12 protein-coding genes are annotated in these 13,084 nt (G+C 39.8%); 10 read left to right on the forward strand and 2 right to left on the reverse strand.

Translation table 11 applies throughout. The annotated features are described in order from the left end of the window. Positions 1–77 precede the first annotated feature (77 nt). Positions 78–917 (forward strand): hypothetical protein, encoded by an 840-nt coding sequence (locus DF947_RS18445; RefSeq protein ID WP_109931670.1) that lies wholly within the window; start codon positions 78–80, stop codon positions 915–917. Positions 918–1,313: 396 nt separating this feature from the next. On the opposite strand, the gene DF947_RS18450 is transcribed toward DF947_RS18445, so the two are convergent. Then, a complete protein-coding gene (locus DF947_RS18450) occupies positions 1,314–1,988 on the reverse strand; it encodes a YceI family protein (protein ID WP_167398028.1) in 675 nt (224 codons plus the stop codon). Between the two features lie 549 nt (positions 1,989–2,537). On the opposite strand from DF947_RS18450, the gene DF947_RS18455 reads away from it, so the two are divergent. Beyond that, positions 2,538–3,158, forward strand: a complete 621-nt coding sequence (locus tag DF947_RS18455) for a TlpA family protein disulfide reductase (RefSeq protein ID WP_109931672.1) — start codon at positions 2,538–2,540, stop codon at positions 3,156–3,158. 104 nt (positions 3,159–3,262) lie between these two features. Here the strand turns inward: DF947_RS18455 and DF947_RS18460 are convergent, their stop codons facing one another. Then, entirely contained in the window at positions 3,263–4,465 is a 1,203-nt protein-coding gene (locus tag DF947_RS18460) for an alginate lyase family protein (protein ID WP_109931675.1), read from the reverse strand. 720 nt (positions 4,466–5,185) lie between these two features. On the opposite strand from DF947_RS18460, the gene DF947_RS18470 reads away from it, so the two are divergent. The 8 genes from DF947_RS18470 to DF947_RS18505 all read left to right on the forward strand — a co-directional run bounded on the left by DF947_RS18470 (position 5,186) and on the right by DF947_RS18505 (position 13,068). Further along, positions 5,186–5,974 (forward strand): alpha/beta hydrolase, encoded by a 789-nt coding sequence (locus tag DF947_RS18470; protein ID WP_109931679.1) that lies wholly within the window; start codon positions 5,186–5,188, stop codon positions 5,972–5,974. A 169-nt stretch (positions 5,975–6,143) separates the two neighbouring features. Beyond that, positions 6,144–7,127 carry an alpha/beta hydrolase gene (locus tag DF947_RS18475; protein ID WP_109931681.1) on the forward strand — a complete coding sequence of 328 codons (984 nt, stop codon included), beginning with the start codon at positions 6,144–6,146 and terminating at the stop codon, positions 7,125–7,127. Positions 7,128–7,166: 39 nt separating this feature from the next. Then, positions 7,167–8,564, forward strand: coding sequence for an ATP-binding protein (locus DF947_RS18480; protein WP_109931683.1), 1,398 nt, complete (start codon positions 7,167–7,169; stop codon positions 8,562–8,564). A gap of 27 nt (positions 8,565–8,591) precedes the next feature. Further along, a complete protein-coding gene (locus DF947_RS18485) occupies positions 8,592–10,253 on the forward strand; it encodes an FAD-dependent oxidoreductase (protein WP_109931685.1) in 1,662 nt (553 codons plus the stop codon). 68 nt (positions 10,254–10,321) lie between these two features. Further along, complete coding sequence (locus tag DF947_RS18490) at positions 10,322–10,549, forward strand: UBP-type zinc finger domain-containing protein (RefSeq protein ID WP_240615421.1); 228 nt, start codon at positions 10,322–10,324, stop codon at positions 10,547–10,549. A 213-nt stretch (positions 10,550–10,762) separates the two neighbouring features. Then, positions 10,763–11,110, forward strand: a complete 348-nt coding sequence (locus DF947_RS18495; protein WP_158526295.1) for a response regulator — start codon at positions 10,763–10,765, stop codon at positions 11,108–11,110. Between the two features lie 385 nt (positions 11,111–11,495). Beyond that, a complete protein-coding gene (locus DF947_RS18500) occupies positions 11,496–12,431 on the forward strand; it encodes a ring-cleaving dioxygenase (protein WP_109931691.1) in 936 nt (311 codons plus the stop codon). 1 nt (position 12,432) lies between these two features. Next, positions 12,433–13,068 (forward strand): alpha/beta hydrolase, encoded by a 636-nt coding sequence (locus tag DF947_RS18505; RefSeq protein WP_109931693.1) that lies wholly within the window; start codon positions 12,433–12,435, stop codon positions 13,066–13,068. Positions 13,069–13,084 lie beyond the last annotated feature (16 nt).

Consider the following 13,084-nt stretch of genomic DNA (forward strand, 5'->3'; position numbering starts at 1 on the left):
TACCCTCCTACTAATTTTTAAAATTAGATTATAAAAAAAACCAGCAAATGATTATTTTTGATTAAACATCACCTAAAATGAAAAAAATCTATCTATTCATCATCTGCACTACAATTGCATTTGGCAGCATGGCACAAAGCAATAAACTAGACATTTTGCAAAAAAACAATGGCGAAGAACTTAAAGGAAAAATAATTCGCATTACAGATACCGAAGTATCATTTGTATACGCTGGAGAAACCGCAGAGTACGTCATTAAGAAAGCCGACATCACAAAAATTACACATTCAAGCGGCAGGGTCGAAACCTTTGCTCAACAGCCGCTCCCTGTTGCAGAACGACAAAAAGATCCAGTTTCAATGACGGCGAGCCCAACAGATCATCATAATAAAATTGCCATTCTACCATTTACTTTTTTAATGGATAACCAACCAGGAGCCGACGCTATTGGATTAAAAGCACAGCAAGATGCTTACGGCCTGCTGAGTCAACATGTTGCAGGTTATACCATTTTAGATCCACGCACAACTAATGCAACATTGGTTCAGGCAGGTGCCACCAGAGATAAGATGATGGGTTTTACAATGAAAAACATTTGCGATATCTTGGGTGTAGAATATATTATTGATGGAACGGTAACTCAAGCTAAGGGTTACATGACCAGCTCAAGCAGTACCAGTGGAAACACCACCATTAAAAGAGATGATGCAGATAAGGTAAAAGCGGCTTCAGGTTATTCTTCATCAAATAGCAATGCAGCTCAGCGTTACGACGTTAGCGTAAGCCTGCAAATTTACATGGATAACAATGCAAGCATTTACAATGAAAACCATAAAGCCTTTTTTAGCAATACAGATGGCTCTTACAGTGGACCTCTTGAATATTTACTAAAAAGATGCCCGCTCTATACAAAGTAATCTATATTCCTTTTACAAGTCAATTTAAAAATTTTAAAGAAAGATAATTGCATCTTTACTTCAAAAATTTTTAAGCGCCAATTTCACAATGCCGCCCACTTTTAAAATTTGTTTAGGGATTTTAAATCAAAAACCGGACTTTGAATGGCTCAAAATCCGGTTGTATCTCGAAGGATTAAATTACATACTTAACTGACTTCTTACGGTCTTAGAGCAATTGTTGATGACAAAAATAGCATAGAATTCATATAAAAAATCTAGTTTTTTTTGAAAAGTGGTAACCGTTTATGTTAAGAATTTAGAATACATAAAATGGTTAACGAGTTATAATTTGTTACGAACACTTTTCTTTTGGTTAAATAAATTTTTCTTTAATATATAATTCCATTTAAAAATCTATTTTTTCTTAGCGTCCAATGTTAATCCAATTTCTACATCCTTAGAAATCACCCAGTTTTCAGGGCTACCTTCTGACTTATAATTAATTCCCCAGGCAGTTCTGTCTATAATAAACTTTGCCTTTGCGCTTACGCCCGATTGGCTTATAACAACCTTTGCAGGGAAAGTTACATTAAGTGTACTGTCTTTAAGTGTTAAATTTCCACTAATCAAATAATTAGGATCTGGCAATAATTCCGATTTTTCGCCCTTGAAAGCTTCAGCTTTTGTAATGACAAATTTTGCTGTTGGCATTTTAGCTGCATCAAAGAAGTCAGGACTTTTTAAATGACCTTCAAGATCGGTTGATTTTTTATCCTTTTCTGTTACAGATGCAGGATCAACATATACCGAATTCATATCAATTGTAAAATCACCACCACTAAGCGAGTCCTTATCAACCGAAAGCGATCCAGTAGTCACGCTGATTTTACCCCATCTTGGAGCAAGACCACCTTTGTGTGTTGCTTTCCAACTAATAGAAGTTGATGTTGTATCGATGTTAAACACCTCACCCTTTTGCGAGGCAACCACCTGTTCACTCGTGGTTTTTGCGGATTCATTATTTTGGTTCCCACATGAAACAAGGAAAAAAAGGGCTGGAAGTGCAGCCATTAAAATTTTAATTTTCATCTCTTTAAATGATTTAAACACTGTAAACATTATTTTTAAAACTTAGTCAAATGTATAAACTCAATGCGTAGCTGTAATTGATGTATGGTAATAATTCTGGGAGGTTAATATCCAACAAACAGCTCTGAAAAAAAAGCAAAATCTTATTTTGCATCATAAAATTTCGCCAACCTTTTAATCATGGCCGCTAACAATATTAAAGATGTCTACTTGATATCCAGTCGCTCTACAAAATATTACCCATCAAACGAACCTTAACTTCGTTGATGTGAATGCTCACCAATTCATGGATTTATTAAGAACCATAATTTTAGTTAACCCTAACCACTCAATGACAACAGCCATTCAGCAAAATTCCATTTGCCAAAGGCACCTAAAAATATTTCAGTATAAAAATATGCAACTTTGTTAATACTGGTGTGTCTATTATGCAAATTATTCTGGATAATGCGACATCGGAACAAAACTGAACCTGCTATTTTGGATGTTCATGTTTCAAGGCGCAAACCATCATAATTCCAAACATGCACTTACATTATACACATACCAATGAACAGATTGATTAAAACGATTCTATTTTGTGGACTTACATTCCTAATTTTCAAGACGACTAATGCACTGGCTAAGAATTTAGATTTTAGCATCCATACCACAGGGATGCGACTAAGGAACAACTCCGCCCATGCAGATCCTGACAGTACACTCAACAAACCGGCACCTCCCTTCACATTAAAAGACCGCTCTGGAAAATCAGTTTCACTTTCTGATTACAAAGGCAAAATTATCGTAATCGACTTTTGGGCAACCTGGTGTGTTCCGTGCAGAGAGTCTTTTCCAGCAATGAGGTTGGTTATGGATAAATACAAAGAAGACAGGGATATCAAATTTCTTTTTATCGATACCAGGGAGGTCAGTAAGGATAGTCAGGCTCTGGTAGAAAATTTTCTAAAAGAAACCGGATATAGCTTTGATGTTTTATTCGATGAAAAAGGTAAAGATGGAAAAATGAATAGATATTATTTAGAATACGTCATGCCAGGCATCCCTACCAAAATATTTATTGATAAGCAGGGTATTCTGCGGTCAAAATCCATTGGTTTCAAACCTGGCCAAACAGCAGAAGAAGGTGCAAAAGATATTTCCATAGAGATTGAAAACCTAAGAAAATAAATACCTTAATGGGTAGAAGAAAACCTGCATAATGTACCGCGAAAAGACATTACTACTTTCCGCGGTACATAAAAGTCCGTCCTGCAAATCAGATCAAAGGTATACTAGGGAAATACGTTATTGTGGGTATAATTGGTCCAGCTTAAAAAGCTGATATCCCCACCCGGAAGTCCGTCGCCATCAGGATTATATTTAGTATGGAGAAAATTTGTTTCGGTGGTATCATAACGTCTGTTGGCGATTTCTATTCCCGGCCAAATTTTACTTCCAACCGAACAGCTAACACAGCTTGGAGGGTTGGGTAATGTATTATTATAAAATTTATATTGGTATTTATAACCAGCCAGCAAACGGCTTGAGGATGCGGTATAGATTGAAATGTCACCTTGTATAGCCGCAAGGTTTGCCGCATAGCTAAAACCGGTAAGCGCATACTGAAAATGTACGCAGTCATTGTGCCCGCCCCCGCATATTTCACCTGGCATTGCCCCATCATCCTTAATCACAATTGGCAATACGTTTTTTATGATGTTCATCCCGTCCTGATATACCGCTTGGTCATCAATAAAGATCCCGATAGCCATTTTCGCATAACCCGCCGAAACCGTCCAGTTGTTGTTGATATTGTATCCAACGATATTGTTAATGTACTGGTTTTTAAGTCGATTGAGGAAGGTGACAAATTGTGTATTTTCTGAAGCGCTCCATGAGGCTGGCTGTCCGCCCACTGGCGTATAGTACTTTAGAATTTCAGCGGCAGCTGTAAATGTCGGAGCTGCCCAAGCTGCTTCAAGGGCAGGCTGGCGCCCTTCCGATCCACTCTGTACATAAATCGTTCTGAATGCACTGGCCCAGCCATTTAAAATTTGTTTTGCAGCAGCAGCATACGAAGCTGTCCCGGTTTTTGCCCAGCGAAGTGCTAGCGCATAAGCCAGTAGCGCATCTCCCTTGAAACTGGTTTCGTCTGCGGTAACCACACCTCCTGCTACCCCAACATTTGCTTTATAATTGTTGCTGGGGGAATGCTGATTACAATAATTCAATAGATTTTGATACGCAGAAAGCCTGGCTTGATCGTTACCATTTGCTTGTGAGGCAATAATATCCAGGCTTGATTTGGTGTTTAGGATTCCAGGATGCACAAATGTTACGGCCAGTCCTAATGCAGGGCTCGCAGATTCTTTCGTAATCGTTAACTGTTGTTCTGCCGATTGCTGATTTAACTGATCTTTACTGCAGCCCGTGTAAATAAGGTTCAGCATCAATACCATCAGCAATGCTACTGGATGAAATTTTTGTTTTTTCATTTTTTTAAGATTTGGTTAGAAGTTATCCGGTCTCCTTCATGATTATTGATTTTTCATTATGTTCTTATTCGTGAATCCAAAAAGAAAAACAGTCCAGAAATACATCAATCAAAAAGGAAAACCTAAACACAAATAACAGTTAATTAATTGAAATATAAGAACATACAAAATCTGCAATACGCTTTAACAGCATTGATATTTTTAAATATTTAAGTTGACAACGTCATCTACCCCAATATTTTTTTTTGAAAAAAAATCTTATGATACGCATGGGAAACATCAGGTTTTTAGTTTTTTTGGGCATTTGTAAGAGATATTTTCAAAACGAGTTCTTTTATCCGAATCCGTTTTCTATTCTTTTGCAATCTCAGCTAATGATGATTTGCCTCATTAGAGCTTGGCCAACAGCAGTACTTATTTCTCCCTCCCGGATTAAAATTCTTCAGATTATAAGAAAACAGCAACCAAATGCTTTAGGAAAGTTCATCCAACTGGATGTTGCAGAATTGGTCATTGATTTTTCAACGATCACCTTCTTTTATCCAATAGGGAGATTTAACCAATAAATAACAGCAGCATCATATTTTTAATAACTGCTAAAATTTAAATGATTTTGCAGGACTTCAAAAACCGCCAACTTTGTACAGGGTATACTGAAAAACAATGTGTCCGGAATCCATTGCCTCAAGGGGCGTCTCTTAAACCATTATTTAAAAAAATATGAAAACAAAATTATCAATCCAAAAACCGGCCAGGGTAGGAACTTTGGCCTTGTTATTACTTGCAGTAATCGTAACGCCGCAGAAAGTATCCGCACAGGCACCAAAAGTCAAAAATATTGTGTTGGTACATGGAGCTTTTGCCGACGGTTCGGGATGGAGTGCCGTCTACTCTATACTGACCAAAAAGGGCTATAAGGTAACAGTAGTTCAAAATCCAATGACTTCATTAGAAGACGACGTGGCGACCACTAAACTTGCATTGGATAAACAAGATGGTCCTACGATTTTGGTAGGCCATTCTTATGGTGGCGCCGTAATTACCCAGGCAGGAGACCACCCCAAAGTTGCCGCATTGGTTTACGTCGCAGCCTTTCAGCCAGATAAGGGCGAAACTGTGTTGCAGTGGGTAATGACCGCTCCACCAGCTCCTGAAGGCGGAATACTTAATCCAGATGAAAAAGGAATGGTTTATTATGATCTTGCAAAATTTCATGCAGGTTTCGGAGCGGATATTCCAAAAGCGCAGGCTGAATTTATGGCCGCTTCACAGGGTGCCTTCAATGTGAAGGGCTTTGTAACGCCACTTACGATTGCGGCATGGAAAACAAAACCAAGTTATGCCGTAGTTTCTACCGAAGATAAGACACTTGTTCCCTCAATTCAAAGAGCGATGTACAAACGCTCGAACACTAAAGTTACAGAGGTAAAGGGAAGTCATGCGGTATTTATTTCGCAACCTGAACAGGTTGCTAAAGTTATTGTAGATGCAGCGACAGCTGTTAATTAACAGGAATTTAACAACAAGGTGAAAAGATATTGATTTCCAGTAAATTAAACTGCTCTGCATAACAGTCTGTTCTGCAGAGCATATTTTATATATCATAATCTCCTTAACCAACTTTGCTACAGGCGTTTCAAGGCTGTTTTTCTGCAATGAAAATTAAAACTTAAACACAATGGAAGAAATTGAAAAAAAATACCCGGTTGAGAAGGATAAAGCACTTTCAAAAAAAACAAAAAAATTCCTTGCAAGGTTCAATGCCCTTGAATTGACCGCAGCAAATTTATCGGTTACTGATGCAAGAAAAGCTTTCGCTGATCTTCAGGCTTCGAGCGAAGTCGACTATTCTGGAATCGAGGAATCCGAACTAAACATCGATTCAGGTGGATATAAGATAAAATTAAATATTATAAAACCAGAGAACAGCAAAGGGTCTTTACCCTTTTTTGTTTTCATTCATGGTGGTGGCTGGATTTTAGGTGACTATCCGAGCCATAGACGATTGGTGAGAGATTTGGTAGTCCGGTCAGGCACAGCAGGGATTTTTATAAATTACAGTTTATCACCTGAAGCAAAATATCCACGGGCACTGGATGAAATTGCTGCAACACTGGATTGGGTATCAAAAAACGCTGATGATTATGGTCTTGATGCTACACGAATAGCGCTGGTAGGCAACAGCGCCGGGGCGAACATGGCAATCGCAAGTGCGATCCGGGGAATTGAAAACAAGGGTACAGAGATCAAACTACAAATACTAATGTGGCCGGTAACAAGTTATACCACAGATTGGAAATCTTATGAAAAATATGGCAGGGATAGGTTTTTGACTGCACAGAAAATGAAGTGGATGTTCGACAATTATACCAGCGATGAGCAGGCGCTTGGCAGTATCTACATCTCCCCTGTTCTTGCAGACCGCAAGCTACTTAAAAAGCTTCCTCCAACATTGATTCAGGTGGCAGAGGCTGATATTTTGAGGGATCAGGGAGAAAAGTTTGGCCGAAAACTGGATCAGGCTGGTGTAGAGGTAACCACCATACGCTATAATGGAATGATCCATGATTTTGGCTTGCTTAATCCTTTGGCAAAGCTGGCGCAGGCGAAATCACAAATTGCGCATGCATCCGCTGAGTTGCACAAATATCTTTGGACTTAAGCGTAACCAGACCTAATTTCTTACATAGATGAACAGACAATGCTAACCCTTCTTCAGCAGTTATTGAATTTTGAAAGTTTTTCAACAGTTCCCCATCACCAGTTAAATTGGCTGATCAAGCACAGTAAGATCAGAAAATTCGAAGGGGGAGCATTTGTGGGTATTCAGGGGAAAAAAATCGATGGACCACATTTTTTAATCAAGGGAAATATTTTAATGTTTATGTATCGTGGAAACGAGAAGCAGGATCTTTTGACACTGGAAACAGGCGATATCTTCGGATACCTTCCCTACTCAAGAAGCGATATCGCACCATTAAATGCACTTGCTCTCGATCAGGTCGAAGTGCTATCTTTTGAAACCTCAATGGTACGGGAAATGATCAGTTTACATTTTGAGCTTACCCAGTCATTGGTACATATCATGAATACCCGGGTCAGAAGTTACACCACGCTTCAGCAACAAAATGATAAGATGGCTTCGCTCGGAAAATTGGCAGCGGGCTTAGCCCATGAACTGAATAATCCGGCCTCAGCGCTCATCAGTGATGCTACAGCCCTCAAAAAACATCTTCGAACGGATCTATCATCCAATAGCGTCTTCGCAACGGAATGTTTGGAAAATATCCAAAGAGAAGACATAAATAATCGGCTTATAGAAATAATCTCGGGGCATCAGGAAAAAGAACTATCCTACAAAGAGCAAAACCAAAAGGAAAATTCCATCATTAAATGGATGGAGCATAATTCCATCAGCTATACTGAAGAAATGATCGAAGTCTTTGCAGATTTCAATATCCAAAACGACTCGCTTGAATTTTTCAAACGGAACTTTCCGATAAAAGCATTGGCAGCCTTATTTAAACACCTGACCAGCACCCTTGTTACCGAAAAAATTGCCCGTAACATTCAAGTGGCTTCATCGCGAATAGCAGATTTGGTCCGATCCGTCAAAATATACACGCACATGGACCGTGGCCAAGAGCGGGCATATTCTAATATCCATGAGGGAATTGATAACACCATCCGTATGCTGGGACATAAAATTCGAGCCGGAAAAATTCACATTGACAAGCGCTATGCTGAAGGCGTTCCACCGGTAAATGCGCATACCGGAGAACTTAATCAGGTCTGGACCAATCTGATAGACAACGCAATTGACAGCATGCTTGAAAACAAAGAGGGATTACTTACGATTATGACCGAACTTGCGGGAAATAACATCAAGATTAGCTTTACCGATGATGGACCAGGAATTCCTGAAAATATTATAAACAACATATTTGATCCCTTTTTTACAACCAAACCTATTGGATCAGGTACAGGCATGGGCCTAGAAAATGTTAGAAGGATTATACTTAGGCATGGCGGATCAGTTAAAGTATATTCAGTTCCCCGCAATACGGTCTTTACAGTTTGCATCCCAATCAACACTTAACAAACAGGCAATTAAACCATAAATGAAATGGAAAAACCTTTAATTTTTTTGATTGATGATGACCCTCAGGTACTCCATTCAATCACAAGGGACTTAAAGTCCCAGTATGAAAAAAAATATAAGATCATCAGCAACAGCTCCGCGCACCAAGCTTTAGAAACTATTGCCGAATTGAGGAATCAGTCCAAAGCAATTGCCATTTTTATCAGCGACCAGCGTATGCCCGAGATGCAGGGCGTAGAATTTTTGAAAAAAGCTATGGCCATTTTTCCAGATGCGAAACGGGTACTGCTGACTGCATATAGCGATACCCAAGCTGCCATTGAGGCGATTAACCATATTCAGTTGGATTATTACCTCATGAAACCGTGGGACCCGGCCGGGGAACGCTTATATCCCGTACTGGATGAACTCCTATCCGATTGGCAGGCTAATTACCGCCCTGAATTCAAAGGAATCAAGTTAATTGGTTTCCAATATTCGCCATTTTCGCACAAACTTAAGGATTATCTGGCAGGCAACTTGATTCCATATCAATGGCTGGATATCGAGAAAGATCCGGAAGCAAATCTGCTGCTTCAACTTAACGGATTAAGTTTGGAGAATTTACCTGTGGTCATAACAGAAGATGGAGAAGTTTTTATCCAGCCAGATGTTTCTGCTCTGGCTTTGGAAATCGGGGCAGATACCGGAGTAACGACCGAGATGTATGATGTCGTAATTATCGGCGGGGGCCCTGCAGGACTTGCATCTGCAGTTTATGGTGCATCCGAAGGTCTTAAAACCCTTATAATAGAGCGCAAAGCTCCGGGTGGACAGGCAGGAACGAGTTCCAGGATAGAAAATTACTTGGGTTTCCCTTCCGGATTAACAGGTGCTGACCTATCCCGAAGGGCGATTAGCCAGGCCATAAGACTGGGTGCAGAAATACTTTCTCCAAAAGAAGTGTTATCCATCAGCGAAACAGATAACTATAAAACAATTACGCTCCACGATCAAAGCTCGATCAAATGCCGGGCAGTTATTATAACTACGGGAGTCGACTATAAAAAACTAGAGATCAAGGGCATTAGCGATTTTACAGGTGCCGGAATTTATTATGGAGCAGCCGTAAGCGAGGCGGCTTCCTGTAGGGGGCAGGAGGTTTATATTGTTGGAGGAGGGAATTCTGCGGGCCAGTCTGCTGTTTACCTCTCTAAATTTGCTAAAAAAGTACATATTCTCATCAGACGAGAAAGCTTATCGAATACGATGTCATCCTACCTAATCAAACAGATCGAAAGCTTGCCCAACATCGAGGTTTTAACAAATTGCAAAATCAGGGAAGCTTCAGGCCAAAGCCACCTCGAAGATTTATTAATCGAAAATATTAAAAGCAAGAGTCTTGAAAAATACAAGGCGGCTGCATTGTATATTTTTATAGGGGCTAAACCATTCACCGACTGGCTCGGAGAGGCTATCGAACGAGATGTTAATGGCTTTATTAAAACGGGGCAAAATCTAAGGTACGACAGCAGGTTCGGGCAATTTTGGAAGCTTAAAAGAGACCCTTATTTACTGGAGACCAGTATTCCGGGTATTTTTGCAGCTGGCGACGTACGCTCCGGGGCAATGAACAGAATCGCTTCGGCAGTTGGTGAAGGATCGATGGCGATTTCCTTTGTCCACAAATATTTAGCAGAACACTAACGCAAAATTTTAAAACGATGTCAGAAAAAAAGATTCTATGCATACACATCAGGGAAATTAACAAAATCATGACCAGTGGGAAACTTGAATGCGAAGAATGCGTCAAAATTGGAGGCAAATGGGTTCATCTGAGGGTCTGCCAAAGTTGTGGAGCAACACTGTGCTGCGATTCCTCAGAACATAAGCATATGAGTACTCATGCCTTGTCAATGTCCCATCCGGTAGCCAGTTCTGCCGAACCGGGAGAGAATTGGATGTGGTGTTATAAAGATCTGCAGGGCGTAAACTTCGACTGATGTATTTGGTAAAACCAACGTCTCTATCTATGCTCAGTAACAATTAACCGTAAAGCCACACTGAGCACGCAGTTTTTCCAACATCATCATGCTTACATCCCTAAAATGTGTGATAAGAAATGCCAAAAGCTATTCCAATGTTTAATTCATATTCTTGAACACCAAATTTTAGTGCAGCATATATGGCAGTGTTACCAAAGTATAGACTACATAATGAAAACTATATTGATTATAGACCCGAACCTTAACCTGCTGGAAGTTCTTTGTCATGCGCTGGAGATGGAAAAATATGAAGCTATCGGTTACTCGGGGCACGAACTGGAACTGATCAAACTCATTCAGAATATAGCACCTTCACTAATCCTCATTAACCTTACTTTACCTTCCGATAAATCTATAGAGTGGTGCGGTCGAATGAAATCTTTATACCCTAACCTCCCCATCATTGCAATGAGTTGCGATGAAAGCATTCTCAAAAAAAAGAATCGCTGGTTATTTGACGGGAATATCGGGAAGCCGTTCGACCTTGCTTCATTTTATAACCTTATAGAGGCATACTAGAAAGACCTAACCAAAAACCAGTCAGATTAGAATCACCAGGTTCAATACTTTTGCTACGGAAATAACCCTCTTGGCTCTCAACTGGTCGATTTAACCCAAAATGAACTGCAGTTTACGAAAATTCCCGCCAGAACAACCAAGATGACTATCAAAATAATGATAACAGGTATAAGTCGTATGATTTTCCATTTTTAAAATTTCAAATGAACTTTATTCAAAATAAATCATGTGGTGATGAATTCAATTTAAGGCAATCTGGCGAAAATTTGTTCAGGAAAGTCTAAAGGACCTGCCGGTATAAGCTGTCACGGAAGCTGAACGACCAATAGATAGAGGTCTTCAATGCATAAAGGATTGAATTAACGCATTCTAATAAAATAAAAATATGGATAACACAATTAAAGGTATTCATCATATTACTGCGATTGCAGGTGATGCCAAAAGAAACTATGACTTTTATACCCGTATCCTCGGACTTCGGCTTATTAAAAAAACAGTGAATTTCGATGATCCCGAAACTTACCACCTCTACTATGGAGATAAGACGGGCACACCTGGTACCATTTTGACATTTTTTCCGAATGAAGGAATCCCGGCGGGACGACCCGGAACACGTCAGGCTACAGCCATAGGATACTCCATAGATAAGTCTGGTTTTGATTTCTGGAAGCAACGCTTTGATAGTAACGGCGTAAACTACCTCGATGTCGCTGAAAAGTTCAATGAACCATATTTAACTGTTTTCGACCCCGACGGACTTTGTTTGGAGCTGATTGGCTCATCAAGGGAAGATATACGCCAACCTTGGACATCTAAAGAAATACCCGCAAACAATGCACTGAAAGGATTTTACAATATAACTCTAACACTAAACGACTTAGCACCAACAGCGGATATACTAACCAAAGTATTTGCCTATCAATTAGTGGAGCAAAAAGATAATCTCTTCCGTTTTATCACCAACTCGGTTACAAATGCAGCAATTGTGGATATTTTGGTTTCGAAATCTGAAATTCCGGGCCACGTATCTATGGGATCGGTACACCACGTCGCTTTCAGAGTGAAGGATGAAAAGATTTTAATGCAGTTCCGGGATACGATTATTGGTCTTGGTCTACATGTCACTGAAAAGATTGACAGAAACTATTTCTACTCCATATATTTCCGCGAACCGGGAGGGGTTTTATTTGAGCTGGCTACGGAGAACCCCGGCTTTATGGTCGATGAACCGATAGAAACCCTTGGTGAAAAGCTGATGTTGCCCGAGCAGTATGAACAGTTGCGTGAAACCCTTGAAATCACATTGCCTAAACTAACATAAGATGGACGCAATACAAAGCAACTATTTAACCGCTGGACATCCAATTGAATCAGCCACCGGTGTACTCATCATGATTCACGGAAGAGGCGGTAACGCATTAGATATCATGGAGCTTTCTGATGAGTTACAAATTGAAGGAATGGCCATATTTGCTCCACAAGCATTGCAAAACAGTTGGTACCCGCATGGTTTTATGGCACCCATTGCTACAAATCAGCCATCAGTAAATATTTCACTGGGAATAGTTGCTGAGCTCGTAACGCATGCATTAAATTATGGTATTGTCCGAGAGAGAATTTTCTTTCTGGGATTTTCACAGGGTGCATGCCTAATGCTGGAGTATATCAGCAGAAATGCAGGTAAGTATGGAGGTGCAATAGCTTTTACAGGTGGTCTGATTGGAGAAGTTTTGGTAAATGATAATTACAAAGGTGATTTTTTAGGGACTCGGGTATTGATCACCACAGGAAATATGGATCCGCATGTACCACTAAAAAGAGTTAAAGAAACTGTAGCACAACTGGAACTTCAGCAGGCAAATGTCAGACTGGAAATTTATAAGGATAAGCCACACACCATCCTACCGAATGAAATGATCATCGCCAATGACTGGATATTCAGTTACAATGAGGTTTGAACGATTTAATCAGCTT

Origin of the sequence: Pedobacter paludis (assembly GCF_003173575.1) — a bacterium.
Taxonomy (GTDB): domain Bacteria; phylum Bacteroidota; class Bacteroidia; order Sphingobacteriales; family Sphingobacteriaceae; genus Pedobacter; species Pedobacter paludis.

Coding starts and splice junctions, on each gene's coding strand:
- DF947_RS18445 (WP_109931670.1), top strand. CDS start 78: ATGAAAAAAATCTATCTATTCATCATCTGCACTACAATTGCATTTGGC.
- DF947_RS18450 (WP_167398028.1), bottom strand. CDS start 1,988: ATGAAAATTAAAATTTTAATGGCTGCACTTCCAGCCCTTTTTTTCCTT.
- DF947_RS18455 (WP_109931672.1), top strand. CDS start 2,538: ATGAACAGATTGATTAAAACGATTCTATTTTGTGGACTTACATTCCTA.
- DF947_RS18460 (WP_109931675.1), bottom strand. CDS start 4,465: ATGAAAAAACAAAAATTTCATCCAGTAGCATTGCTGATGGTATTGATG.
- DF947_RS18470 (WP_109931679.1), top strand. CDS start 5,186: ATGAAAACAAAATTATCAATCCAAAAACCGGCCAGGGTAGGAACTTTG.
- DF947_RS18475 (WP_109931681.1), top strand. CDS start 6,144: ATGGAAGAAATTGAAAAAAAATACCCGGTTGAGAAGGATAAAGCACTT.
- DF947_RS18480 (WP_109931683.1), top strand. CDS start 7,167: ATGCTAACCCTTCTTCAGCAGTTATTGAATTTTGAAAGTTTTTCAACA.
- DF947_RS18485 (WP_109931685.1), top strand. CDS start 8,592: ATGGAAAAACCTTTAATTTTTTTGATTGATGATGACCCTCAGGTACTC.
- DF947_RS18490 (WP_240615421.1), top strand. CDS start 10,322: ATGACCAGTGGGAAACTTGAATGCGAAGAATGCGTCAAAATTGGAGGC.
- DF947_RS18495 (WP_158526295.1), top strand. CDS start 10,763: ATGAAAACTATATTGATTATAGACCCGAACCTTAACCTGCTGGAAGTT.
- DF947_RS18500 (WP_109931691.1), top strand. CDS start 11,496: ATGGATAACACAATTAAAGGTATTCATCATATTACTGCGATTGCAGGT.
- DF947_RS18505 (WP_109931693.1), top strand. CDS start 12,433: ATGGACGCAATACAAAGCAACTATTTAACCGCTGGACATCCAATTGAA.